The organism is Streptomyces aurantiogriseus, from assembly GCF_014649375.1.
Lineage (GTDB): Bacteria > Actinomycetota > Actinomycetes > Streptomycetales > Streptomycetaceae > Streptomyces > Streptomyces aurantiogriseus.
The window spans coordinates 410,521-434,277 of record NZ_BMSX01000001.1 but is presented as its reverse complement, the minus strand read 5'-3'; the positions used below and the strand labels follow the sequence as shown (position 1 = coordinate 434,277).

Annotated in this window: 24 protein-coding genes and 1 tRNA gene; 12 read left to right on the top strand and 13 right to left on the bottom strand. The window is 69.8% G+C overall.

Annotation, left to right across the window (positions count from 1 at the left end):
* The first annotated feature begins 238 nt into the window (after positions 1-238).
* Entirely contained in the window at positions 239-766 is a 528-nt protein-coding gene (locus IE263_RS02040) for a peptidylprolyl isomerase (protein ID WP_189931490.1), read from the top strand.
* A 116-nt stretch (positions 767-882) separates the two neighbouring features.
* The gene (locus tag IE263_RS02035; RefSeq protein ID WP_189931488.1) at positions 883-1,779 is read left to right on the top strand and encodes a rhomboid family intramembrane serine protease; all 897 of its coding nucleotides are present in this window, start codon (positions 883-885) and stop codon (positions 1,777-1,779) included.
* A 255-nt stretch (positions 1,780-2,034) separates the two neighbouring features.
* Here the strand turns inward: IE263_RS02035 and crgA are convergent, their stop codons facing one another.
* The gene (gene crgA, locus IE263_RS02030) at positions 2,035-2,289 is read right to left on the bottom strand and encodes a cell division protein CrgA (protein WP_189931486.1); all 255 of its coding nucleotides are present in this window, start codon (positions 2,287-2,289) and stop codon (positions 2,035-2,037) included.
* Between the two features lie 141 nt (positions 2,290-2,430).
* Between crgA and IE263_RS02025 the strand changes: the two genes are divergently transcribed.
* From IE263_RS02025 to IE263_RS02000, 6 genes are read left to right on the top strand one after another with little or no spacing between them, the layout of a single operon-like run.
* On the top strand, positions 2,431-3,219 hold the full coding sequence (locus IE263_RS02025; RefSeq protein ID WP_189931484.1) for a DUF881 domain-containing protein: 789 nt from the start codon (positions 2,431-2,433) through the stop codon (positions 3,217-3,219).
* A 31-nt stretch (positions 3,220-3,250) separates the two neighbouring features.
* The gene (locus IE263_RS02020; RefSeq protein ID WP_189931482.1) at positions 3,251-3,928 is read left to right on the top strand and encodes a class E sortase; all 678 of its coding nucleotides are present in this window, start codon (positions 3,251-3,253) and stop codon (positions 3,926-3,928) included.
* 16 nt (positions 3,929-3,944) lie between these two features.
* Positions 3,945-4,142 (top strand): hypothetical protein, encoded by a 198-nt coding sequence (locus tag IE263_RS02015; RefSeq protein WP_189932071.1) that lies wholly within the window; start codon positions 3,945-3,947, stop codon positions 4,140-4,142.
* Positions 4,139-4,777, top strand: coding sequence for an aminodeoxychorismate/anthranilate synthase component II (locus tag IE263_RS02010; protein WP_189931479.1), 639 nt, complete (start codon positions 4,139-4,141; stop codon positions 4,775-4,777). The genes IE263_RS02015 and IE263_RS02010 overlap by 4 nt, the downstream gene beginning before the upstream one ends.
* Positions 4,774-5,781, top strand: a complete 1,008-nt coding sequence (locus tag IE263_RS02005; protein WP_229910755.1) for a class E sortase — start codon at positions 4,774-4,776, stop codon at positions 5,779-5,781. Before IE263_RS02010 ends, IE263_RS02005 begins: the two co-directional genes overlap by 4 nt.
* A 6-nt stretch (positions 5,782-5,787) precedes the next feature.
* Entirely contained in the window at positions 5,788-6,549 is a 762-nt protein-coding gene (locus tag IE263_RS02000) for a class E sortase (RefSeq protein WP_189931477.1), read from the top strand.
* A 67-nt stretch (positions 6,550-6,616) separates the two neighbouring features.
* On the opposite strand, the gene pknB is transcribed toward IE263_RS02000, so the two are convergent.
* The 6 genes from pknB to IE263_RS01970 form a co-directional block, all read right to left on the bottom strand.
* Complete coding sequence (gene pknB / locus IE263_RS01995) at positions 6,617-8,614, bottom strand: Stk1 family PASTA domain-containing Ser/Thr kinase (protein ID WP_189931475.1); 1,998 nt, start codon at positions 8,612-8,614, stop codon at positions 6,617-6,619.
* Positions 8,615-8,783: 169 nt separating this feature from the next.
* Positions 8,784-10,253 carry a peptidoglycan D,D-transpeptidase FtsI family protein gene (locus IE263_RS01990; RefSeq protein WP_189931472.1) on the bottom strand — a complete coding sequence of 490 codons (1,470 nt, stop codon included), beginning with the start codon at positions 10,251-10,253 and terminating at the stop codon, positions 8,784-8,786.
* A complete protein-coding gene (locus tag IE263_RS01985; RefSeq protein ID WP_189931470.1) occupies positions 10,250-11,701 on the bottom strand; it encodes an FtsW/RodA/SpoVE family cell cycle protein in 1,452 nt (483 codons plus the stop codon). The genes IE263_RS01990 and IE263_RS01985 overlap by 4 nt, the downstream gene beginning before the upstream one ends.
* Positions 11,702-11,728: 27 nt before the next feature.
* Positions 11,729-13,261 (bottom strand): Stp1/IreP family PP2C-type Ser/Thr phosphatase, encoded by a 1,533-nt coding sequence (locus IE263_RS01980; RefSeq protein WP_229910754.1) that lies wholly within the window; start codon positions 13,259-13,261, stop codon positions 11,729-11,731.
* Between the two features lie 141 nt (positions 13,262-13,402).
* Complete coding sequence (locus IE263_RS01975) at positions 13,403-13,918, bottom strand: FHA domain-containing protein FhaB/FipA (protein ID WP_189931466.1); 516 nt, start codon at positions 13,916-13,918, stop codon at positions 13,403-13,405.
* A gap of 10 nt (positions 13,919-13,928) precedes the next feature.
* Positions 13,929-14,807 carry an FHA domain-containing protein gene (locus IE263_RS01970; protein WP_189931464.1) on the bottom strand — a complete coding sequence of 293 codons (879 nt, stop codon included), beginning with the start codon at positions 14,805-14,807 and terminating at the stop codon, positions 13,929-13,931.
* Between the two features lie 412 nt (positions 14,808-15,219).
* On the opposite strand from IE263_RS01970, the gene IE263_RS01965 reads away from it, so the two are divergent.
* The 4 genes from IE263_RS01965 to IE263_RS01950 all read left to right on the top strand — a co-directional run bounded on the left by IE263_RS01965 (position 15,220) and on the right by IE263_RS01950 (position 18,770).
* A tRNA-Leu gene (locus tag IE263_RS01965) sits at positions 15,220-15,303 on the top strand.
* A gap of 528 nt (positions 15,304-15,831) precedes the next feature.
* Positions 15,832-17,265 (top strand): DUF2252 domain-containing protein, encoded by a 1,434-nt coding sequence (locus IE263_RS01960; RefSeq protein ID WP_189931462.1) that lies wholly within the window; start codon positions 15,832-15,834, stop codon positions 17,263-17,265.
* Positions 17,266-17,513: 248 nt separating this feature from the next.
* The gene (locus IE263_RS01955; protein ID WP_373311835.1) at positions 17,514-18,344 is read left to right on the top strand and encodes a J domain-containing protein; all 831 of its coding nucleotides are present in this window, start codon (positions 17,514-17,516) and stop codon (positions 18,342-18,344) included.
* Positions 18,345-18,440: 96 nt separating this feature from the next.
* Positions 18,441-18,770, top strand: coding sequence for a rhodanese-like domain-containing protein (locus tag IE263_RS01950; RefSeq protein ID WP_189932008.1), 330 nt, complete (start codon positions 18,441-18,443; stop codon positions 18,768-18,770).
* 9 nt (positions 18,771-18,779) lie between these two features.
* On the opposite strand, the gene IE263_RS01945 is transcribed toward IE263_RS01950, so the two are convergent.
* The 6 genes from IE263_RS01945 to paaA all read right to left on the bottom strand — a co-directional run bounded on the left by IE263_RS01945 (position 18,780) and on the right by paaA (position 23,645).
* A complete protein-coding gene (locus IE263_RS01945) occupies positions 18,780-19,913 on the bottom strand; it encodes an acyl-CoA dehydrogenase family protein (protein WP_189931458.1) in 1,134 nt (377 codons plus the stop codon).
* Between the two features lie 100 nt (positions 19,914-20,013).
* The gene (locus tag IE263_RS01940; RefSeq protein WP_189931456.1) at positions 20,014-21,075 is read right to left on the bottom strand and encodes a 2Fe-2S iron-sulfur cluster-binding protein; all 1,062 of its coding nucleotides are present in this window, start codon (positions 21,073-21,075) and stop codon (positions 20,014-20,016) included.
* Entirely contained in the window at positions 21,075-21,611 is a 537-nt protein-coding gene (paaD, locus tag IE263_RS01935) for a 1,2-phenylacetyl-CoA epoxidase subunit PaaD (RefSeq protein ID WP_189931454.1), read from the bottom strand. The genes IE263_RS01940 and paaD overlap by 1 nt, the downstream gene beginning before the upstream one ends.
* Positions 21,605-22,327, bottom strand: a complete 723-nt coding sequence (gene paaC / locus IE263_RS01930) for a 1,2-phenylacetyl-CoA epoxidase subunit PaaC (protein ID WP_189931452.1) — start codon at positions 22,325-22,327, stop codon at positions 21,605-21,607. The genes paaD and paaC overlap by 7 nt, the downstream gene beginning before the upstream one ends.
* Entirely contained in the window at positions 22,324-22,611 is a 288-nt protein-coding gene (gene paaB, locus IE263_RS01925) for a 1,2-phenylacetyl-CoA epoxidase subunit PaaB (protein WP_130439069.1), read from the bottom strand. Before paaB ends, paaC begins: the two co-directional genes overlap by 4 nt.
* Entirely contained in the window at positions 22,608-23,645 is a 1,038-nt protein-coding gene (gene paaA / locus IE263_RS01920; protein ID WP_189931449.1) for a 1,2-phenylacetyl-CoA epoxidase subunit PaaA, read from the bottom strand. Before paaA ends, paaB begins: the two co-directional genes overlap by 4 nt.
* Positions 23,646-23,757 lie beyond the last annotated feature (112 nt).

Genomic DNA, 23,757 nt, shown 5'->3' with positions numbered 1-23,757 from the left:
CGGGTGCCGAACGTCCCGAGTTGTAGTGATCGGATACAAGAGGGGGTGAATATGGGGCAACGTGAGCTTGTCGTCGACAATGCCACGGATCGGCTCCGCTCGCTCCCGTCAGGGACGAGTCGGGCGCTTTTCCGTACGCGAAGTGGGCGGTTACGGCATCCGAAGCGGTCGCCGGGCGACGTTTGGGCCCGGGCGTGCGAGGATCGGGGGGTCACAGGAAGACAACGGAAGGCAGATCGTGGCCGAGCAGCTTTACGCCACCCTGAAGACCAACCACGGCGACATCGAGGTCCGGCTCTTCCCGGACCACGCCCCGAAGACGGTCAAGAACTTCGTCGACCTCGCCACCGGCGGGCGCGAGTGGACCCACCCCGCCACCGGCGAGCGGTCCGCGGCCAAGCTCTACGACGGCACGGTCTTCCACCGGGTGATCAGCGGTTTCATGATTCAGGGCGGTGACCCGCTGGGCAACGGCACCGGCGGTCCCGGCTACCAGTTCGAGGACGAGTTCCACCCGGACCTGCGCTTCGACAAGCCCTACCTGCTGGCGATGGCCAACGCGGGTCCGGGTACCAACGGCTCGCAGTTCTTCATCACCGTCGCCCCGACGGCCTGGCTGAACCGCAAGCACACGATCTTCGGTGAGGTCACGGACGCGGCCAGCCAGAAGGTCATCGACACCATCGCGAGCACCCAGACCAACCCGCGCACGGACCGTCCGCTCAACGACGTCGTCATCGAGTCGGTCGTCGTCGAGAAGCGCTAGCAGTCCGGGCAGAGTCGGCAGCTCGACGGACGGTTCCCTCCGGGAACCAATTGCCCCGCCCGTCCGTATGGATGAGCGGGGCAAAGCCTTGCAGTACGACGACCTTGGGGGACCTCATGGATCAGGCGCCAGGCAGCCGGCAGGACGACGCCCACAGCGGCCTGCCTGCCTGCTACCGCCACGGCGACCGTGAGACCGGTGTGCGCTGCACCCGCTGCGAGCGGCCGATCTGCCCTCAGTGCATGGTCAGCGCGTCGGTCGGTTTCCAGTGCCCCGAGTGCGTCCGCAACGGTTCGGGCACGGGTCACGCGCCCGCGGCGTCCCGGCCGCGCACGCTCGCGGGGGGCACCATGACGGCCGACCCCCGTCTCGTCACCAAGATCCTGGTCGGTCTCTGTCTGGCCGTGTTCCTGGTCCAGCTCTCCGTCGGCGACCGCTTCACCGACAGCTTCGACCTGATCGGACGCGCCTACGTCCCCGTCCTCGGAGAGGTCGAGGGCGTCGCGGAGGGCCAGTGGTACCGCCTGCTGACCTCGATGTTCCTGCACGGCAGCTATATCCACATCGTCTTCAACATGCTCAGCCTGTGGTGGCTCGGCGGCCCCCTCGAAGAGGCCCTCGGTCGCGCCCGCTACCTCGCGCTCTACTTCGTCTCCGGCCTCGCGGGCAGCGCGCTGACCTACCTCATCGCCGCCCCGAACCAGCCGTCGCTCGGCGCCTCCGGCGCCATCTTCGGCCTCTTCGGCGCCACCGCCGTCCTGATGCGCCGGATGCGCTACGACATGCGGCCGATCATCGCGCTGCTGGTGATCAACCTGATCTTCACCTTCAGCCCGGGCTTCAACATCTCCTGGCAGGCTCACGTCGGCGGCCTCGTCGCCGGCGTCGTCATCGGCTACGGCATGGTCCACGCCCCGCGCGAGCGGCGCGCCCTGCTGCAGTTCGGCACCTGTGCGCTGATGCTCGCCGCGGCAGTGGTGATGACCCTTCTGAGGACCGGCCAGCTCGCCTGAGCGCTCTGTTTCCACAGTGTGCCGGATCTTGTGCACAGCGTGCGGGAACAACTGTGCCCCCTGTCACCGACCCGCTGTTTGTGCAGGTCAGGCAGGGGGCGAACAGGTTTGCGGCAACCGGTGTGGCAGTCGTATCGGTGTCAACCCTCGACGGGTTATCCACAGATCGTCTTTCTTTTCCCCAGGCGGGGTGTGGAAATCTGCCAGAGCTGTGGATAACTCAGCGGATACCCCTGGGCAGAGGTGGTACGGGGGCTACTTCCACTGGGTGGAGACGCCGAATCCGGCGGCGATGAAACCGAAGCCGACGACGATGTTCCAGTTGCCGAGCTGGTCGATGGGCAGCGATCCGTCGGTCACATAGAACACGACGATCCAGGCGAGCCCGATGAGGAACATGGCCAGCATCACCGGCGCGACCCAGGCACGGCTGTTCAGCTTGATCGCGGTCGCCTGCTTCGCCGGCGGAGGCGTGTAGTCGGCCTTCTTGCGGATACGTGACTTCGGCACGAGGGTCTCTCCTGTCGATGCGCTGCGTGGCCGCGCAGGGTACTGGGTCGGGCTCGGGGCAGCGTACAAGGGGACACTGAGCGCTCCCCCGGGCGTCCGTTAGCGTAGTGCTTCTACGGCGCCGAAGGAGATAAGGGTACGTTGAGCAATTCTGCCGACTCCCCCGGGACGGGTTCAACGGGTTCCGTTCCCGTCCGCCGGCCCCGTTTCCGGCCGGTGCGGGTGCTCACCGTGGGTGTCTTCGCCCTCGCGGGGCTCATTTTCTTCACCAGTTTCAATACGGCCAAAGGCACCAATATCCGTACGGACACGTCCTTGCTCAAGCTTTCCGACCTGATCCAGGAACGCAGCCGCAAGAACGGCGAACTGGACGAGTCCAACGCGACCCTGCGCGACGACGTCGAGTCGCTGGCCGAGGCCGACGACGGCAGCACGCGGGCGGAGGACGAGAAGCTCGCCCAGTTGGAGAAGAAGGCGGGCACCCAGGCCGTCAAGGGCAAGGCCATCACGGTCACGCTCAACGACGCCCCGCCGAACGCCACCGCCAAGCTCCCCGGCTATCCCGAGCCGCAGCCCGACTACCTGGTCATCCACCAGCAGGACCTCCAGGCCGTGGTGAACGCCCTCTGGCAGGGCGGCGCCCAGGGCATCAAGGTCATGGACCAGCGGCTGATCTCCACCAGCGCCGTGCGCTGCGTGGGCAACACCCTGATCCTCCAGGGCCGCGTCTACTCCCCGCCGTACAAGATCCAGGCGGTCGGGGACCCGGAGAAGCTGCAGCAGGCGCTCGCGGACTCCCCGGCGATCCAGAACTACATGGTGTACGTCAACGTCTACGGACTCGGCTGGAAAGTCACCGAGGACGGGACGGTGACTCTGCCCGGCTACTCGGGCACAGTGGATCTGCACTACGCGAAGCCAGTGGAGTAGCCGGAAGTAGCCGCCTTACGGGGAGCCGCCGGTGCGCGTGATCGTCCGGACCGTCAGCGAGCTGTGCATCACCGTCGGCACCGTGATCGTGCTCTTCGTCGTCTACGTGCTGTTCTGGACGGGCGTGAAGGCCGACCACGTGATGGACGACCAGATCGACCGCCTCGAGCAGCAGTGGGCGCAGGAGCCGCCGAAGACCCCGGCCGCGGTCGCGAGCCCGCCGCAGCCGGCGCCGTACCAGAAGGGCAAGCCCTTCGCGATCATGTACATCCCGCGGCTCGGTTTCACGTGGAACAAGCCGGTGCTCGAAGGGACGGCCACCAGCACCCTGAAGAAGGGCCTGGGCCACTACGCGGGCACCGCACGGCTCGGGCAGACCGGGAACTTCTCCGTCGCCGGGCATCGCCGCACCTACGGCGACCCCTTCAAGGACTTCCCGAAGCTGCGCCGCGGCGACGCGGTGGTGCTGACGGACGGGACGACCTGGTTCACGTACCGGATCGACCAAGGCCCGTACAAAACCATGCCGACGGACGTCGAGGTGATCGGCCCTGTGCCACGTAAGTCGGGGTATACGCGTCCCGGACGCTATCTGACGCTGACCACGTGCGATCCCGAGTGGGGGCACAGTCACCGGCTGATCGTCTGGGCGCACCTGGACTCCACACAGCCCGTGGAGGCAGGCAAACCGAAGGCTCTACGCCGTTAGTCTGGTGCCGTACGGCGTGAGTCTGGTGCCGTGGTGCGACGGAAGGGACGGCATGTACGGCTGGATCTGGCGGCATCTGCCGGGAAACGCCTTGATGAAGGCACTGATCTCGATCGTGCTGGTGCTGGCCGTCGTTTATGTCCTGTTCCAGTACGTCTTTCCGTGGGCCGAACCGCTGCTTCCCTTCAACGATGTGACGGTGGACAACCAGTGAGCGCGCGCATTCTCGTCGTCGACAACTACGACAGCTTCGTCTTCAACCTCGTCCAGTACCTGTACCAGCTGGGCGCCGAGTGCGAGGTCCTGCGCAACGACGAGGTCTCCACGGCCCATGCCCAGGACGGCTTCGACGGCGTCCTGCTCTCCCCGGGCCCCGGCACACCGGAGGAGGCCGGCGTCTGCGTCGACATGGTCCGCCACTGCGCCACGACCGGCGTGCCCGTGTTCGGCGTCTGCCTGGGCATGCAGTCGATGCAGGTGGCGTACGGCGGTGTGGTGGACCGGGCGCCGGAGCTGCTGCACGGCAAGACGTCGCTGGTGGAGCACGAGGGCAAGGGTGTCTTCGCCGGACTGCCCTCGCCCTTCACGGCGACCCGCTACCACTCCCTGGCGGCGGAACCGGCGACCGTCCCGGCCGAGCTGGAGGTCACCGCCCGCACGCACGACGGAATCATCATGGGCCTGCGCCACCGTGAACTGCCCGTCGAGGGCGTGCAGTTCCACCCGGAGTCGGTGCTGACCGAGCACGGGCACCGGATGCTGGCCAACTGGTTGGTGGAGTGCGGCGACCAGGGTGCGGTGGCGAGGTCGGCGGGGCTCGCCCCGGTGGTGGGCAGGGCCACGGCGTGACCGCGCTGCGCCCCGAGCGCGAGGACTTGTACGGCGGCACGCCGTACGAGCCTCCCATCGACGAGGAGACGGTGGCGCTGCGGATACCGCCGCCGGAGTCCGTGTTCGGCGGCGAGCCCATGACCGCTTCTGACGCCCCGGCAGCCTCTTCCGTCACCGGAACCACACCGGGCGGCCGAGCGGCCCGCAGAAAGGCCGCCAAGCGCCGCCACGGGCGTCATGGCGGCGCGCCTGAGGCAACGCGGCAGCCGGAAGGGCAGGAGGGGCACGAAGAGCGGGATGCGCGACCCCTCTCCCGTGTGGAGGCCCGCCGCCAGGCACGCGCGCGCAAGCCGAGCGCGGCCGTGGTCGCCAGCCGGGCCGTCGGCGAGGTGTTCATCACCACGGGCGTGCTGATGCTGCTGTTCGTCACCTACCAGCTGTGGTGGACGAACGTCCGGGCACACGCACAGGCGGACAAGGAGGCCAGCAGCCTCCAGGACGACTGGGCGAACGGCAAGCGCAACCCGGGGACCTTCTCGCCCGGGCAGGGCTTCGCCCTCCTGCACATCCCCAAGCTGGACGTGGTCGTGCCGATCGCCGAGGGCATCAGCAACAAGAAGGTGCTCGACAAGGGCATGGTCGGGCACTACGGCGAGGATCCGCTCAAGACGGCCATGCCCGACGCGAAGACCGGCAACTTCGGGCTCGCGGGCCACCGCAACACGCACGGCGAACCGTTCCGCTACATCAACAGGCTGCAGCCCGGCGACGCGATCGTCGTCGAGACACAGGACGAGTACTACGTCTACAAGATGGCCTCGATGCTGCCGGTGACCGCGCCGAGCAACGTGAGCGTCCTCGACCCCGTGCCGAAGGACTCCGGATTCACCGGGCCGGGCCGGTACATCACCCTGACGACCTGCACGCCGGAGTTCACCAGCAAGTACCGGTTGATCGTCTGGGGCAAGATGGTCGAGGAACGGCCGCGCAGCAAGGGCAAGCCGGATGCGCTCGTCGAGTAGGGGCAGATGAACGTGGCAGCGACCACCGACGACACTGAGCACGCAGAGCACACCGACGCGCCCTCGACCGCGTCCCCGCCGCCCCGGCGCCGGGGCGGCGGGATCGCCCTGGCGGTCAGCGTCTTCGGCGAACTCCTCATCACGGCCGGGCTGGTGCTCGGCCTGTTCGTCGTCTACTCCCTGTGGTGGACCAACGTCATCGCCGACCGCAAGGCGGACCAGCAGGGCGACAAGGTCCGCGACACCTGGGCCCAGGAGGACACCGGCCCCGGAGCGCTCGACACCAAGAACGGCATCGGCTTCCTGCACGTGCCCGCCATGAAGAACGGCGAGGTCCTGGTCGAGAAGGGCACCTCGTCGAAGATCCTCAACGACGGCGTCGCCGGCTACTACACCGACCCCGTCAAGGCCACGCTCCCCATGAGCGGCAAGGACGGCAACTTCTCCCTGGCCGCCCACCGCGACGGCCACGGCGCGAAGTTCCACAACATCGACAAGCTGAAGAAGGGCGACCCGATCGTCTTCGAGACGCGGGACAACTGGTACGTCTACACGGTGTACGCCGTCCTCCCCGAGACCTCGAAGTACAACGTCGAGGTCCTCGGCGGCATCCCGAAGGAGTCCGGGAAGAAGAAGGCCGGCAAGTACATCACCCTGACGACCTGCACGCCGGTCTACACGAGCCGCTACCGGTACGTGGTGTGGGGCGAGCTGGAACGGGTGGAGAAGGTGGACGCGGAGCGGACGCCGCCGAAGGAACTCGGCTGAAGCCACACAGACGTCGGGCCCTGCCGGATCAACCGGCAGGGCCCGACGTCTGTGTGCGGGGGAGCGGCTAGCCGCCGTCGGTGCCTCCGAAGACGATGGTTCCGCCGTTGTTCCCGCCGTTGTTGTTGCCGCCGTCGCCGCCGAAGGTGACCAGGTTGACCGTCTGGCCCCTGTTCACCGTGCTGCCCGGGGCCGGGTCCGAGCTGAAGACCCTGGCGTTGTCGTCGTTACTGCCGGTGATGCTGCCGACGTTCAGACCCGCGTCCTGGAGCGCCTTCTTGGCGTCCTTCAGGCTCAGGCCCTGGAGGTTGCCCGGGACCTGGGTCTGCTGGTTCTCGGGCGCTTTGCCGATCTGGATCTGCACCTGGGAGCCCTTGTCGGCCTGCGAGTTGGCCGACGGGACGGTCTGGATGACCTTGCCGACCTGGTTCGGGTCCTGGGTCTCGACCTCGGTGCAGTTGCCGACCAGGTCGTTGGCCTGCATCTGCGCCTTGGCCTGGTCACAGGTCTGGTTGAGGACGTCGGGGACGGTCGCCTTCTCCTCCGCCTTGGCGATGGTGAGGGTGATCTTGGAGCCCTTCTCCACTTCGTTGCCGAGCTCCGGGTTCTGCTTGATGACCGTGCCCGGCTCCTCCGTGGAGACCTCTTCCTTCGTCTCGACGACGAACTGGTACTTGTCACCCTCCAGCTCCGACTTGGCGTCCTCCAGGGTCTTGCCGAGGACACTCGGCACGGCCACCTTGGGCGCGCCGGTCGAGACGGTGATGTTGATCGTGTCGCCCTTGTTGACGTCGGCTTTGGGCAGCGGGTTCTGGTCGCACACGTTGCCCGCCGGCTGGTCCTCGCAGGCCTTCTTGGTGACCTGGACCTCCAGCTCGACGTTGCTCGCCATCGTCCTGGCGCGGTCCTCGGTCTGCCCGACGAAGTTCGGGGCCGGGAACGGCTTGTCCGCGCTGCCGTTGCCGGTGAAGGCCCACTTGCCGATGAGGATCGCGCCGACGAGCACCAGCACCGCCGCGACGACCAGCAGGATCGTCGAGGTGTTCGACTTCTTCTGACGGCGCCGGTCGGGGCGGTCGTCGTAGCCGAAACCGCCGTCGTCCGGGCTCATCGGGGGCAGCATCGAGGTGGCGCCGGCGTCTGTGGAGCGCAGGGCCGTGGTGGGCTGGTCGTCGGGGTAGCCGCCGTAGCCGACCGAGCCCATGGCCGCGGTGGCCGCGACCGGCTGGCCGTCGAGGCAGGCCTCGATGTCGACGCGCATCTCGTCGGCGGACTGGTAGCGGTAGTTGGGGTCCTTGACCAGGGCCTTCAACACGATCGCGTCCATCTCGGGCGAGATCTCGGGGTCGAAGACGCTCGGCGGCTGCGGTTCCTCACGGACGTGCTGGTAGGCCACGGCCACAGGGGAGTCGCCGACGAAGGGCGGGCGGACCGTCAGCAGCTCGTACAGCAGGCAGCCCGTCGAGTAGAGGTCCGAGCGGGCGTCCACCTGCTCGCCCTTCGCCTGCTCCGGGGAGAGGTACTGGGCGGTGCCGATGACGGCGGCGGTCTGCGTCATCGTCATGCCGGCGTCGCCCATGGCGCGGGCGATGCCGAAGTCCATCACCTTGACCTGGCCGTTGCGCGTCAGCATGACGTTCGCCGGCTTGATGTCGCGGTGGACGATGCCACTGCGATGGGCGTACTCCAGGCCCTGGAGGATGCCGATGGTCATCTCCATGGCGCGCTCCGGCAGCAGCTTGCGGCCGGAGTGCAGCAGCTCACGGAGGGTGGAGCCGTCGACGTACTCCATGACGATGTACGGGATCGAGACCCCGTCGATGTAGTCCTCGCCCGTGTCGTAGACCGCGACGATCGCGGGGTGGTTGAGCGAGGCGGCCGACTGGGCCTCCCGGCGGAACCGGGCCTGGAAGGAAGGGTCGCGCGCGAGGTCCGCGCGCAGCGTCTTCACCGCCACGGTGCGGCCGAGGCGGGTGTCATGCGCGAGGTAGACCTCGGCCATGCCACCACGGCCGAGCACGTGGCCCAGCTCGTACCGGCCGCCGAGGCGACGCGGCTCTTCCATAGCTACCTACCAGCCCTCTCCGTCGGTCCCGACCGGCACACGTGTGCGGCCGGAGGCTGCCGTCCGGGCATACCGTACCCGGACGGCGCTGTGTGACCTGGCCAAGCCCGTCACCCGATACAGGACCGGTATCGCAACGTGCACCGATGTGTAGGCGACGTGATCGGGGTCACTTCTTGCTGTTGATGACTGCCTGCATCACGTTCTTCGCGATCGGGGCCGCCAGACCGCCACCGCTGATGTCGCCGCGGTTGGCGGCGCCGTCCTCGACGACGACGGCCACGGCCACCGGCGCGCTGCCGTCGGGCAGTTTCGCGTAGGAGATGAACCAGGCGTACGGCTTCTCCTTGTTGTTCAGGCCGTGCTGGGCGGTACCGGTCTTGCCGCCGACCTTGACGCCGGAGATCTTCGCGTTGCCGCCGGTGCCCTGCGGCTCGTTGACGACCGCCTCCATCATCTGCTGGAGCTTCTGCGCCGTCTCGGAGGAGACGGCCTGGGACAGGACCTCCGGCTTGGTCGTCGTCAGGGTGTCCAGGTTCGGCGCCCTGAGCTGGTCGACCATGTACGGCTTCATCAGCTTGCCGTTGTTGGCGATCGCGGCGGTCACCATGGCCATCTGCAGCGGGGTGGCCCGGTTGGAGGCCTGACCGATGCCGTCCATGGCGTTCTGCGGCCTGTTGTCCTCGGGGTACACGCTCTCGGCGGCGCGGACCGGGGTGTCCAGCGCCTTGTTGTTGAAGCCGAACTTCTGCGCCTGCTCGATCATCTTCTCGTTGCCGACGGTGTCGGCCATCTTCGCGAAGACGGTGTTGCAGGACACCATGAGCGCGTAGCGCAGGGTGGCGTTCTCGCACTCACCGTGCTGGTTGGTGAGGGGCTTGGTCGACTGCGGCAGCGGGTACGGGTCCGGCGTCTTGGTGGCGTCGTCGATGCCCGACACCGCGCCGTTCTCCAGCGCGGCGGCCGCGGTGACGACCTTGAAGGTCGAGCCCGGCGGGTAGACCTCGCGCAGCGCCCGGTTGAGCGTCGGGTCGTCGGGGTTGTTCGCCTTCTGGACGGCCTTCCAGGCCTCGCCGTCCTTGTCGGAGTTGCCCGCGAACTTCGACGGGTCGTACGACGGCGTGGAGACCAGCGCGAGGATCTTGCCGGTGGACGGCTCGATCGCGGCGACCGCGCCCTTCTTGGTGCCCAGACCCTTGTACGCGGCCTTCTGCGCGGCGCCGCTGAGGGTGGTGACGACGCTGCCGCCCTGCCTCTCCTTGCCCGTGAGCATGTCGAGCGTGTTGCGGAAGAAGAGCCGGTCGTCGTTGCCGGAGAGGAAGTCGTCCTCCAGCTTCTCCAGCTGGTTGGCGCCGAAGGCCTGCGAGGAGTATCCGGTGACCGGCGCCCACATGGGGCCGTTCGTCCAGGTGCGCTTGTACTTGTAGTCGCCGCTGGTCTCCACGGAGCCGGTGATGGCCTTGCCGTCGACGATGATGTCGCCGCGCGGAATGGCGTAGCGCTCGATGTTGACGCGGCGGTTCTCGCTGTCGCTGGCCAGGCTGTCGGCCTTGACGTACTGCAGGTAGTTGTCGCGGATGAGCAGGGCCAGGATGAGGAGCCCGCAGAAGATCGCGATCCGGCGCAGGGGCTTGTTCATGACGGGCGGACCACCTGGGTCATCTCGGCGTCGGGGTTGGAGGCGGGGGCGGGGGCCGGGCGGCGTGCGGTGTCGCTGATGCGCAGCAGGATGCCGATCAGGGCCCAGTTGGCGATGACGGAGGAACCGCCGTAGGCCACGAACGGCAGCGTCATACCGGTCAGCGGGATGAGCCCCATGACACCGCCGGCCACGACGAAGACCTGGAAGGCGAAGGCGCCGGACAGACCCACGGCCAGCAGCTTGCCGAACGGGTCACGGGCCGCGAGTGCCGTGCGCACACCGCGTTCGGCGATCAGGCCGTAGAGCAGCAGGATCGCCATGACGCCGGCCAAGCCCAGTTCCTCGCCGAAGGTGGCGAGGATGAAGTCGGAGTTGGCGGCGAAGCCGATGAGGTCGGAGTTGCCCTGGCCGAGACCGGTGCCGAGGGTGCCGCCGGAGCCGAACGCCCACAGCGCCTGCATGGCCTGCTCGGAGTGGACGACGCCGTCGCTGACCCCGGAGCGGCTGGCCAGGTACTCGCCCATCGGGTCGAGCCAGGCCTGCACACGCGTCTGGATGTGCGGTTCGAAGCTCGCCACGCCGACGGCGCCGACCGCGGACATCAGCAGACCGAACACGATCCAGCTGGTCCGCTCGGTGGCGACGTACAGCATGATGACGAACATCCCGAAGAACAGCAGCGACGTACCGAGGTCGGTCTCGAAGACGAGGATCAGGATCGAGATCGCCCAGACGACGAGAATCGGGCCGAGGTCGCGGCCGCGCGGCAGGTACAGGCCCATGAAGCGGCGACTGGCCAGGGCCAGGGCGTCTCTCTTGACCATGAGATAGCCGGCGAAGAACACCGCGAGGACGATCTTCGCGAACTCGCCCGGCTGGACCGTGCCGAGGCCCGGAATGCTGATCCAGATCTTGGCACCGTAGATGTTGGCGCCGAGACCCGGCACGAGCGGCAGGACGAGCAGGAACAGTGCGCCGGCCATGGAGATGTAGGTGTAGCGCTGCAGGACGCGGTGGTCCTTGAGGAAGATCAGCACGGACACCAGCAGGGCGACACCCATCGCGGAGTACAGCAGCTGGCGCGGCGCCGCCTCGACGTAGGCGCTGCTCTGCTGCAGCCGCTTGGACTGGTCGAGACGCCAGATGACGACCAGGCCGATTCCGTTCAGGAGGGTCGCCAGCGGCAGCATCAGCGGGTCGGCGTACGGCGCGAACTTGCGGACCACGAGGTGGGCGACGCCGGCCAGCAGACCGAGGCCCAGGCCGTAGGCGAGCAGGCCGGGCGGCACCTGCTCGTTGATGGCGAGGCCCACGTTGGCGTAGGCGAAGACCGGGATGGCGACGGCGAACACCAGCAGCGCGAGCTCGGTGTTGCGCCGGCTCGGCGTACCGATCGAGCCGATCGTGGACGTGTGGTGCGTCGGCGAATTGGTTGTACTGCTCATCGTGTGACGGGGCCTCTCACGGCTTGCCTACTGCTTACCGCACAGCGAGACGACCTTCTGCTCCTCCTCCGACAGGGTGGGGCCGGGGCTGGGAGTGGGAGCGGTCGGGGACGTGGACGGGTTCGGGGACGTGGTCACCGAGGGGCTCGGTGATGCCTTGGACGTGAGGGAGGCGGGAGTGGTTCCCGTGGTTCCTCCGGCCTCGCCCTCGCCGGTCTTGGCAGTCTTCTCGCTCCGGGTCGTGGCCGCCTCCACCTGCTTCCTGCACGCTGAGGCCTGCACGGCCAGATCGTCGATCTTCTTCTGGGCGCTGGACAGACTGCCCGCGGAGATCGTCGCCTCGACCTGCTTCTGCTGGTACTCGGGGAGGTACTTGAGTTCGATCTCGGGGTGGTCCTTCTCCACCTTCGAGAGCGAGACCCAGGCCAGGTCCTGGCTGATCCCGCGGTACAGCGCGAGGTGTTCGCCGTTGGTGCCGACGTAGTACTGCGTCTGCGTCCAGCGCCAGCCGCCGTACAGCCCGCCGCCGATGACGGCGAGCGCCAGCACGCTGTAGAAGGATCTCTTCAGCCACCTGCGGTTCTTGCGGGGCTTGACGAAGTCGTCGTCGGTGTAGTCGCCGAAGCCGCCCGTGGGGATGAAACCCGTCACATCGCCGGAGCCGGGCGGGCCGAACTCGCCGCCCCCACCGTGCCCGTGACCCTGGCGGCCGAGGCCGGCGGCACGGCCGGCCGGGGTCTGCATGATCCCGTTGTCCTGCAGCTGGTGCTGGTTCTCCGCGACGGCACCGACCACCACCGGGGTGTCGGACATCTGCCCGGCGAGGGTGTCGCCGGTGTCCAGATCGAGGACGTCGGCGACGATCACGGTGATGTTGTCGGGGCCACCGCCGCGCAGCGCGAGCTGGATCAGCTCCTGCACGGTCTCCTGCGGACCCTGGTAGCTGGCGAGGGTGTCCTCGAGGGTCTGGTGGGAGACGACCCCGGACAGCCCGTCGGAGCAGATCAGATAACGGTCGCCGGCCCGGACCTCACGGATCGACAGATCGGGCTCGACATGCTCACCACTGCCCAACGCCCGCATCAGCAGGGAGCGTTGGGGGTGTGTGGTGGCCTCCTCCTCGGTGATGCGGCCCTCGTCGACGAGGCGCTGCACCCAGGTGTGGTCCTGCGTGATCTGCGTGAGGACGCCGTCGCGCAGCAGGTACGCGCGCGAGTCGCCGACGTGCACCAGGCCGAGGCGCTGTCCGGTCCACAGCAGCGCGGTCAGCGTGGTCCCCATGCCTTCGAGCTGGGGATCCTCCTCGACCATGGCGCGCAGCTGGTCGTTGGCGCGCTGGACGGCCGCGCCGAGCGAGGTGAGGACGTCGGAGCCGGGCACGTCGTCGTCGAGAGCGACGATGGTGGAGATCGCCTCGGAGGAGGCGACCTCACCGGCGGCGGCGCCGCCCATGCCGTCGGCGATGGCGAGCAGGCGCGGACCGGCGTAACCGGAGTCCTCGTTGCCCTCCCGGATCATCCCCTTGTGCGATCCGGCGGCGAAGCGCAGTGACAGACTCATGCCCACCTCGCCCGTCGGCCCCGGGTACAGCCGGTCGTGTCGAGCCACACTGCCCACCCTCCGGTCGGGAGCGCGCCGGGGCCCGGGGTGCCGGCCGCCGCTGCGTGCTCGCTCCGCTCGCGCTCATTCATTGGTGTAGCACTACTTCCGCAGCTCGATGACGGTCTTGCCGATGCGGATCGGCGCGCCCAGCGGGATCGGTGTGGGAGTCGTCAGCCGCGTTCGGTCGAGGTACGTGCCGTTGGTGGAGCCCAGGTCCTCGACGATCCACTGGCCGTCGCGGTCCGGGTAGATCCTGGCATGGCGGCTGGAGGCGTAGTCGTCGTCCAGCACGATCGTGCTGTCGTGCGCGCGGCCCAGCGTGATCGTCTGGCCCTGCAGCGCGACGGTGGTGCCGGTGAGGGTGCCCTCGGTCACCACCAGCTTGGAGGGAGCGTTACGGCGCTGGCGGCCGCCGGCCGCCTGCTGCCGCTGCTGCGGGGGCGCGGACTGCTGCCGGGCGGCCTGCTGCGGCCGGCCGGCCTCGCGCCGGGACCCGCGCTGGGTGACGCGCGTACCGAACAGATCGCTGCGGATGACCTGCACGGCCACGATCACGAACAGCCACAGTACGGCCAGGAAACCCAGCCGCATGACCGTGAGGGTCAGCTCTGACATTGCCCCCGCTTCACCCTTCGGCTTGCCTATAGATAACGGTGGTGCTGCCCACGACGATCCGCGAGCCGTCGCGGAGCGTAGCGCGGGTGGTGTGCTGCCCGTCCACCACGATGCCGTTGGTGGACCCGAGATCCTGGATCGTCGAGGGCGTTCCGGTCCGGATCTCGCAGTGCCGGCGGGAGACGCCGGGGTCGTCGATCCGCACGTCGGCCTCGGTGCTGCGGCCCAGCACGAGCGTCGAGCGGGAGATCTGATGGCGGGTGCCGTTGATCTCGATCCAGTGGCGGGTGCGGGACCCGGGCTGCGGTGCGCCCGCGAGGCCGCCGCCGGCCGCGCCGGGGCGCTGGCCGCCCGCGGCGGGCGGGTAACCGTAGCCACCGGGACGGGCACCGGCGGCGCCGGGCGGTGGTGCGGACGGCATGGGGGGCGCGGCGGCTCCGCCGGCGGGCGGATAGCCGTAGCCACCGGGGCGCTGACCGCCGGGGGGCGCGTGCTCGGGCGCCTGCTGGCTGCTGGAGGAGGCGAGCGTACGGCTGCGCACCCGGTACAGGCCGGTGTCGAGGTCGTCCGCCTTCTCCAGGTTGACCTTGATCGCTCCCATGAAGGTGTAGCGCTGCTGCTTCGCGTAGTCGCGCACCATGCCGGCGAGCTCGTCACCGAGCTGGCCGGAGTAAGGGCTGAGGCGCTCGTAGTCCGGCGCGCTCAGCTCCACGATGAAGTCGTTGGGCACGACCGTGCGATCGCGGTTCCAGATCGTCGCGTTGTTGTCGCACTCTCGCTGGAGCGCTCCCGCGATCTCGACGGGCTGGACCTCGGACTTGAAGACCTTGGCGAAGGTGCCGTTGACCAGACCCTCGAGACGCTGCTCGAATTTCTTCAGGACTCCCATGGGGCACCTCCTCCGTCGTGACTTGCGTCCCGCGTCCTGCTGCTTACCTGGTACTGCTTACTGATCGTATCCACGCGCCGGTGAATCGGCTGGTTCCCCCTGTCGGCCCCGTCGACGGATGTCGACGCCCTCCTTATGTACCTGCTTCTGCCCAGGATCGTAGAGGCGGCCGAGGACCAGTGTCCCGCACCCGACGGTGGACCTCGTCCGGCTCCTGGGGAGACGGCCGTCATAGGTACGAGGTTGATACGTGAACCAGTCACCGCCGAGACGTGCCGGGGTTGCCGTGGGCTCTCGCGGTGTCCACTGCCCCCGAACAACGGATGTGAACGCACCCTGTCCCGCGTGCTAATGTTCTGCGTGTCGGAAGGCGCCGGGCCGCAAAGCCCACAAGCCCAAGGACACACCCAATGCGCGGGTGGCGGAATAGGCAGACGCGCTGGATTCAGGTTCCAGTGCCCGCAAGGGCGTGGGGGTTCAACTCCCCCCTCGCGCACCGCTGGAAGCCCCGCAGGTCTCGGACCTGCGGGGCTTTCACATGTTCGGGGGCGGGTTCGGGGCGTGAGGTATCTCACGGGTGTGGGGGCCCGGTCAAGCCCGCGAGCACGACCGTTGAGCCTGCGGTGTCCCGAGCCCGCGGTGTCCCGAGCCCGCGGTGCCGGTCGCCGGTTTCGCGGCCTTGCGCGGTGCGGTGTCCTTCGCTCGCTCCTCGCGGTTGCGGAAGTCGACGACAGGGCGTGGTGGGTGCCGCGGGCCGCCCGCAGGCCGCCCGCAGACGGGCCCAGCAGTGTGGTTGGGGCGCCGGTGGTTCGCGGACGGGCCGAAGCCCTCGAATACCGCCGTGACCGTGGCCATGCTCACACCGGCGCGGAGCGGGTTGTCCACAGGTCGGGAGTTGTCCACAGGGTCTGACGCGGCTCGGGCGTCGGGCTGTACGGTCGGCACGAGTTGATGTTTCGGCTCGTCGAGCCGATCGATGTACGGATCTACGGACGATGCGTGACGTGCGGGGGAGGCGGTCGTGATGACCGAGGTCGGCGCTGGAGCGGGCGTGGGCGCGCAGGGGGCCGGAGGAGCGCGGCTTCCCCGGGTGCGTGGATTCGCCGAGTGGCCCTCCCCGGGGTCGCCGAAGGAGGAGGGCAAGGCGCTGCGTCGCCGGGTGCCGCGCGCGGCGCACGCCGGACTCGACCTGGACGCCTCCCGCCCGGACGCGGTCACGGCGGTCGAGGAGTCCAGCCGCGGCCGCATCCCCGAGCTCACGCCGATACGGGTCGGCCGGATGACAGCCACGCCGTTCGCGTTCCTGCGCGGCTCGGCGGGCCTCATGGCGTACGACCTCGCCCGAACGCCGATGACCCGGATCCGCGCCCAGATCTGCGGGGACGCCCACGCGGCCAACTTCGGCCTGTACGGCGACGCCCGCGGCGGCCTGGTCATCGACCTCAACGACTTCGACGAGACGGTCGACGGCCCCTGGGAGTGGGATCTCAAGCGGCTCGCCGCCTCCCTGGTGCTCGCGGGCCGGGAGGCCGGCGCCGACGAGGACACCTGCCGCAAGGCGGCGCACGACGCGGCCGGCGCCTACCGCCGCACCATGCGCCTCCTGGCCAGGCTGCCGGTGCTGGACGCGTGGAATGCCATCGCCGACGAGGAGCTGGTCTCCCACACCGACGCCCACGATCTGCTCGGCACCCTGGAGCGGGTCTCGGAGAAGGCACGGGCCAACACCAGCGGGCGGTTCGCGGCGAGGTCGACCGAGCCGACCGCGGAGGGCGGGCGCCGCTTCGTCGACGCGGCGCCGGTGCTGCGGCGCGTGCCGGACGCGGAGGCGGCGGCGGTGGCCGCGTCCCTGGAGCAGTACGTGACCACGCTGCCGGAGGACCGCCTCCCCCTCCTCGCCCGGCACGCGGTGCACGACGTCGCCTTCCGCATTGTCGGCACGGGCAGCGTGGGCACGCGGTCGTACGTCGTGCTGCTGCTGGACCACCGGGGCGAGTCACTGGTGCTGCAGGTGAAGGAGGCACGGGCGTCGGCCCTCGTGCCGCACCTGCTGACCGCCGGTTTCGACGCACCGGAGGTCGACCACGAGGGCCGGCGAGTGGTCCTCGGCCAGAAGCGGATGCAGGTTGTCAGCGACATCCTGCTCGGCTGGACCACGGTCGACGGCCGCCCCTTCCAGGTCCGCCAGTTCCGCAACCGCAAGGGCAGCGTCGACCCCGCCGCCCTCGCCGCCGACCAGATCGACGACTACGGCCGCATGACCGGCGCCCTCCTGGCCCGCGCCCACTCCCACAGCGCCGACCCGCGCCTCGTCGCCGGCTACTGCGGCAAGAACGAGGAGCTGGACGAGGCCGTGGCGACGTTCGCCGTCACCTACGCCGACCGCACGGAGGCGGACCACGCGGAGCTGGTGGCGGCGGTGCGGGCGGGCAGGGTCGCGGCGGAGATGGGGGTGTGAGGGCGAGGGCTGGGTGAGGGCCGGGTGAGGGAAGACGGGGGCTCAGGGAAGGCGGCAGCTGGGTGAGGAGGGCGGCCAGCTGAGTGGCCAGTTGAGTAAGGAGGGCGGGGGCTGGGTGAGGAGGGCGGGGGGCTGAGTGAGGGGCGTTCGGTGACGGGCGCCGACCTCGATGTGGGGTTGGGGAGGGTGGGGGCGGGGTGGGAGGGGGGGAGGGGGAGGGGGAGGGGGACGCCCCCCAAGAGGAGACGGTGGCCCTCCGGTCCGTGGCCTACGCTGGACAGGTGACGACCCCCGAAGCTGAGCAGGCGCGGCCCGAGGAGCGGCTGGAGCGGGCCGTGCGGGCCGCTGAGCAGGCGTTGATCGAGTTCGAGATCGCGGTGGAGACCTTCCGCGTCGAGGTCGAGAACTTCTCGCGGCTCCACCACCAGAAACTCGGTCCGATGTACGCGCGGCTCGACGAGCTGGAGGCACAGATAGCCGAGGCCCGGGCTGCCCGTACCGGCGACCCGGAGGATCTGCGCAAAGCGTCCGAGGCGCGGGCGCGGGTGTTGCCGATGCCCGGGGTTGAGGAGCTGTTCCACGGCTGGATGGACGGGGACGGGCTGTTCCCGGAGGCCGCGGCGATGCTCACGGACCAGTCGGTGCGGCCCCCGGAGCGGGTGCGGCCCAGCGACGAGGCGCGCAAGCTCTACCGGGAGCTGGCCCGCAAGGCCCACCCCGACCTGGCGCAGGAGGACGCGGAGCGGGCGCGGCGTGAGGAGTTCATCACCCGTGTGAACGCCGCCTATGCCCGGGGCGACGAGCCTCTGCTGCGGGAGCTGGCCGAGGAGTGGGCGGCGGGTCCGGCGCCCGCGGAGCGGAAGCCGAGCCCCAGCGAGGAGCTGTACGCCCGCCTGGAGTGGCTCGCCGAGCGCAAGGAGATGCTGACGGACGTCGCCCGGGAGCTGGAGGAGAGCGCGATCGGCGCGATGCTCCGGATGGCCCCGGACGATCCCGACCGCCTGCTGGACGAGATCGCCGATCAGCTTCTGGCGGAGGTCGCGAAGAAGGAGGCCGAGTTGGCGGAGATGGTGAGCTAGGGCACCCTCGGTACCCGTATCGGCAGCGCGTCCGCCGGGACCGTCCTGACGTGTGTGGCGTCCGGTAGCGTCGGGGGTATGAGTTTCGGAGCTGGTGTGCCCACGGTCGAGGTCGCGGACCTCAAGGACGGCGACTTCCTGCTGGACGTCCGCGAGGACGACGAGTGGCAGGCGGGTCATGCCGAAGGGGCACTGCACATCCCCATCAGCGAGTTCGTCGCCCGGTACGGCGAGCTGACCGAGGCGGCTCCGCAGGACGGTCGGGTCCATGTGATCTGCCGCTCCGGTGGCCGTTCGGCCCAGGTCACGATGTATCTCGTGCAGCAGGGCATCGACGCCGTGAACGTCGACGGCGGCATGCAGTACTGGGCGGCCGCGGGCCGGCCGGTCGTGACGGACGAGGGCCGGCCGGGCTCCGTTCTGTAGCGCGGGAGGTCAGCCGAGGGGGTGGGCGGCCAGCAGGTCGCCCAGGGTCTCCTCGTGCGCCGCGGCCGGGCCGAGGGACAGCTCCAGGTGTTTGGCCCAGGCGTGGTAGCGGTGCAGCGGGTAGTCGACGTCGGCGCCGAAGCCGCCGTGCAGGTGCTGGGCGGTCTGCACGATGCGCCGGACGCCCTCCGACGCCCAGATCTTGGCCACGGCGATGTCGCCGGAGGCGGGCAGCGCGCCCTGTGCACCGGAGGCGATCCGCCAGGCGGCCTGCCAGAGGGTGACCTCCATGGCGCGCAGGTCGATGTAGCGGTCGGCGGCCTGTACGGCGACGGCCTGGAAGCTGGCGATCGGGTGCCCGAACTGCTCCCGCTTGCCGGCGTAGTCGCTCGTCATCCGCAGCACGCGTTCGCCGAGGCCGAGTGTCAGTGCGCAGGTGCCGGTGGCCAGCAGTCCGCGCAGCCACTCCCAGGCGCCGTCGGTGGTGATGACGTCCCGGGCGGTGATCCGTGCCGATTCGAGACGCAGTTCGCCGAGCCGTTCACCGGTGGTGGAGATCTGCTCGGCGAGCGTGGTTCCCTCGTGTGCACGGGGGATCAGGGCGAGGACGCTGCGGTCGTCTCCGGTGTGCGCGGGCACGAGGACGAAGTCGGCGTCGTACGCCCACGGCACCGCCGTCTGTGTTCCGTCCAGCACCCATTCCTCGCCGTCCTGCCGGGCGGTCACGGCGAGTTCGGCCCCGTCATGGCCGGTGCGGCCGTGTGCGGCGACGGTGAGGACGATCTCGCCCCGGCCGGCTCGCGCGAGCAGCGCCGACTTCAACTCCGGGCTGCCGTAGGCCTGTACGGCGGCTGCGGCTGCGCTGCTCTCCAGGAGCGGGACCCTGGCCAGCACCTTCGCCGATTCGCGCAGCACCAGGCAGAGCGCGACGGCGTCCAGGCCGGCCCCGCCGTACTTCTCGTCGAGCAGCAGGCTCAGCAGGTCCGCGTCGGCGATCCTGGTCCACAGGGCCCGGTCGAAGTCGTCGGCGACGGCGCCTGTGGTGAGCGCGGGGCTGGGTACGCCGTCGGGTGCGACGCCGGCGAAGACTCCGCGCGCGGCCTCGGCCGCCGCCTGTTGCTCCTCGGTGAAGGTGAAGTCCACGGCCTGTCCTCCCGACGGGTCAGCTGATCTGACGGAGCGTCAAGATAGAACAGGTTCTAGGAGAAGGGAACGGTCGGACACGGTGCCCTTCCCCGTCCGCTCACCGGTCGAAGTCCACCTCCACCGTCTCTGTCAGCGGATGCGACTGGCACGCCAGCACATAGCCCGCCTCCGTCTCCTCCGGCTCCAGGGCGAAGTTGCGGTCCATGCGGACCTCGCCGGAGACCAGGAAGGCCCGGCAGGTGCCGCACACGCCGCCCTTGCAGGCGTAGGGGGCATCGGGGCGGTTGCGCAGGACGGTCTCGAGGACCGACTCGCCGTCCCGCACGGGCCAGCTGCCGCCGCGGCCGTCGAGGCGGGCGGTCACCGTGGCGTGGGTGGGCGCGCTCGTGGTGGCCGGGGGTGCGGTGGCATCCACGTGGAAGATCTCCTCGTGGACGCGGGAGCGGGGGACGCCGATCTCCCGCAGCGCCCGCTCCGCGCCCTGCACCAGGCCGAACGGCCCGCACAGGAACCATCCCGCCACCTCCGCCACGGGCAGCAGCGCCGGCAGCAGCGAGGTCAGCCGTTCCCGGTCCAGCCGCCCGGAGGGCAGTCCGGCCTGCTGCTCCTCGCGCGAGAGCACGGTGACCAGCTGCAGCCGGTCCGGGTAGCGGTCCTTGAGGTCGGCGACCTCCTCCAGGAACATCGTCGAGGCGGTCGTCCGGTCGCTGCGTATGAGACAGAACCGGGCCGCGGGCTCGCGTGCCAGCAGCGTGGAGGCGATCGACAGCACGGGGGTGATCCCGCTGCCGCCGACGATCGCCGCGTACAGGCCGGGGGCCGGCTCGAGGGTGAAGCGGCCCGCCGGTGTCATCACCTCCAGCTCGTCGCCGACGTTGATCTCCTTGAGGGCGTACGGGGAGAAGGCCCCGCCTTCGACCAGGCGTACGCCCACCCGCAGGGTGCGCGGCCCCTCGCCGCCGGGCTCGGGCGCGGGCGAGCAGATCGAGTACGTCCGCCGGATCTCGGTGCCGTCGGCCGTGCGGCGCAGGGCGAGGTGTTGGCCGGGGGCGTGCCGGTACTCCTCCCGCAGCTCGGCGGGGACGGTGAAGGTGAGGGCGACGGAGTCGTCGGTGAGCCGGTCCACAGCGGCCACGGGGAGCGGGTGGAAGCGGGCCATCACAACTCCTTGAAGTGGTCGAAGGGCTCACGGCAGGCGAGGCAGCGTCGCAGCGCCTTGCACGCGGTGGAGGAGAAGCGGCTGAGCAGTTCGGTGTCGGCGGAGCCGCAGTGCGGGCAGCGGATCGGGGCGTCGGCCGGGGCCTCCGAGGGGTGCGTGCGGGTCGGGCCGAGGGTGAGGGAGACCGGTTCCGAGGCCGACCGGGTGCGTGGGGGCGCTATGCCGAACTCCCGCAGTTTGCGTCGGCCTTCGGCGGAGATGTCGTCCGTCGACCAGGCGGGTGTGAGCACGGTGCGTACGGTGACCTTGCGGACGCCGTGTGCGTGCAGCGCCCGCTCGATGTCCTGGGACATCGCCTCCACGGCCGGGCAGCCGGTGTAGGTCGGGGTCAGTTCGACCTCGACGGCGTCCGCGTCACGCACGTGCACTGCGCGCAGGACGCCGAGTTCCCGGAGGGTGAGCACGGGCAGCTCGGGGTCCGGCACCGAGCCGGCCACCTCGAGGAGTTCCGCCTCCAGCGGGGTGAGTGTCACCATGACGCCCCCGGGTGGCTGCGGTGCAGGTGCTGCATTTCGGCGAGCATCCGGCCGAAGGGCTCGGTGTGCAGGCCCTGGCGGCCGGCGCCCGCCGTCCACGCCCCGGACTGCGGCCCGTCGGGCACGGTCAGGGTGGCTCGGCGCAGCACGTCGCCGACGGACTCCAGCCAAGCCGCGTTCATGTCCTCCGTGTCGATGTCCAGGCCCTCCACCGGCTGGAACATCTCTCCGGTGAACCGCCACAGCGCGTCGCAGGCCCGCTGCATCCGCTGGTGGCTGAGGTCCGTGCCGTCGCCGAGGCGCAGGGTCCACTGCTCGGCGTGGTCGCGGTGGTAGGCGACTTCTTTGACGGCCTTCGCCGCGAGCCCTGCGAACGGGCCGTCGCCGGTGGCCAGTCGGGCGTACAGCAGGTGCTGGTGGGTGGAGAAGTACAGCTGGCGGGCGATGGTGTGGGCGAAGTCGCCGTTGGGCTGCTCCACCAGCTGGAGGTTGCGGAAGGCCCGCTCCTCGCGCAGATACGCCAGCTCGTCCTCGTCGCCGGCCATCGACAGCAGTACCCGGGCCTGGCCGAGCAGGTCCAGCGCGATGTTGGCGAGGGCGACCTCCTCTTCGAGGACGGGGGCGTGGCCTGCCCACTCCCCCAGCCGGTGGGAGAGCACCAGGGCGTCGTCGCCGAGGGCGAGCGCGGCGGCCGTGGCAGTGGTGGTGGCCGTCACAGGTGCTTCACCCCTTCCGGGATCTCGTAGAACGTCGGGTGGCGGTACGGCTTGTCGGCGGCCGGCTCGAAGAACGGGTCCTTCTCGTCCGGCGAGGACGCGGTGATCGCCGTGGACGGCACGACCCAGATCGAGACGCCTTCGCCGCGCCGGGTGTACAGGTCGCGGGCGTTGCGCAGGGCGAACTCCGCGTCCGGCGCGTGCAGGCTGCCGGCGTGGGTGTGCGAGAGGCCGCGGCGGGAGCGCACGAAGACCTCCCACAGGGGCCAGTCGGTGTTCGTCATGCCTGTTCCACTCCCGTCTCGCCGTGTCCTGCCGCGGTGCTGTGCTTGGCCGCGTAGGCCGCGGCGGCCTCCCGTACCCAGGCGCCTTCGTCGTGGGCGCGCCTGCGCTGCGTGATCCGCTGCTCGTTGCAGGGGCCGTTGCCCTTGAGGACCTCTTTGAACTCGGTCCAGTCGATGGGGCCGAAGTCGTGGTGCCCCCGCTCCTCGTTCCACCGCAGGTCCGGGTCGGGGAGGGTGAGGCCCAGGGACTCCGCCTGGGGGACGCAGATGTCGACGAAGCGCTGGCGCAGCTCGTCGTTGGAGTGCCGCTTGATCTTCCAGTCCATCGACTGCGCGGAGTGCGCGGACTCGTCGTCGGGCGGGCCGAACATCATCAGGGACGGCCACCACCAGCGGTCGACCGCGTCCTGCGCCATCGCGTGCTGCTCCGGGGTGCCGCGGCTGAGGGCGAGCAGCAGCTCGTAGCCCTGGCGCTGGTGGAAGGACTCCTCCTTGCAGATGCGGATCATCGCGCGCGCGTACGGGCCGTAGGAGCAGCGGCACAGGGGGACCTGGTTGGTGATCGCGGCGCCGTCCACCAGCCAGCCGATCGCGCCGACGTCGGCCCAGGTCAGCGTGGGGTAGTTGAAGATCGAGGAGTACTTCTGGCGGCCGGTGTGCAGCTTGTCGAGCAGCTCGTCCCGGCCGGTGCCGAGGGTTTCGGCCGCGCTGTACAGATACAGCCCGTGCCCCGCCTCGTCCTGGACCTTCGCCATCAGGATGGCCTTGCGGCGCAGTGAGGGCGCGCGGGTGATCCAGTTGGCCTCCGGCTGCATGCCGATGATCTCGGAGTGCGCGTGCTGGGCGATCTGGCGGACCAGGGTGGCGCGGTACGCGTCGGGCATCCAGTCGCGTGGCTCGATGCGCTCGTCGGCGGCCACGGCGGCGTCGAAGGCGCGCTGGTGGGCGTCCTCGGTGCCGGTGGCGCCGGCAGTGCCGTCGTGGGCTCCGTGCTGCTGTGTGCGGGCCGGCTGGTGCGCGGCTGCTGTCGCCATGTCGGTCCCCCTCGATCTTGGGCTCTGCCCGAGCTTCTCCCGACCGATCGTTCGGTCCGTGCGATTCCATGGTGAGACGGCCGTCGTAAGGTGTCAACCGCTGTGGACAACC

Bases quoted from the DNA above. Each gene is read 5' to 3' on its own strand.
- IE263_RS02035 (WP_189931488.1), top strand. From the start codon at position 883: ATGGATCAGGCGCCAGGCAGCCGGCAGGACGACGCCCACAGCGGCCTG.
- IE263_RS01980 (WP_229910754.1), bottom strand. From the start codon at position 13,261: ATGAGTCTGTCACTGCGCTTCGCCGCCGGATCGCACAAGGGGATGATC.
- IE263_RS01975 (WP_189931466.1), bottom strand. From the start codon at position 13,918: ATGTCAGAGCTGACCCTCACGGTCATGCGGCTGGGTTTCCTGGCCGTA.
- IE263_RS02000 (WP_189931477.1), top strand. From the start codon at position 5,788: ATGAACGTGGCAGCGACCACCGACGACACTGAGCACGCAGAGCACACC.
- paaB (WP_130439069.1), bottom strand. From the start codon at position 22,611: ATGACGAACACCGACTGGCCCCTGTGGGAGGTCTTCGTGCGCTCCCGC.
- IE263_RS01960 (WP_189931462.1), top strand. From the start codon at position 15,832: ATGACCGAGGTCGGCGCTGGAGCGGGCGTGGGCGCGCAGGGGGCCGGA.
- IE263_RS01970 (WP_189931464.1), bottom strand. From the start codon at position 14,807: ATGGGAGTCCTGAAGAAATTCGAGCAGCGTCTCGAGGGTCTGGTCAAC.
- paaA (WP_189931449.1), bottom strand. From the start codon at position 23,645: ATGGCGACAGCAGCCGCGCACCAGCCGGCCCGCACACAGCAGCACGGA.
- pknB (WP_189931475.1), bottom strand. From the start codon at position 8,614: ATGGAAGAGCCGCGTCGCCTCGGCGGCCGGTACGAGCTGGGCCACGTG.
- IE263_RS01985 (WP_189931470.1), bottom strand. From the start codon at position 11,701: ATGAGCAGTACAACCAATTCGCCGACGCACCACACGTCCACGATCGGC.
- IE263_RS01990 (WP_189931472.1), bottom strand. From the start codon at position 10,253: ATGAACAAGCCCCTGCGCCGGATCGCGATCTTCTGCGGGCTCCTCATC.
- IE263_RS01940 (WP_189931456.1), bottom strand. From the start codon at position 21,075: ATGGCCCGCTTCCACCCGCTCCCCGTGGCCGCTGTGGACCGGCTCACC.
- paaD (WP_189931454.1), bottom strand. From the start codon at position 21,611: ATGGTGACACTCACCCCGCTGGAGGCGGAACTCCTCGAGGTGGCCGGC.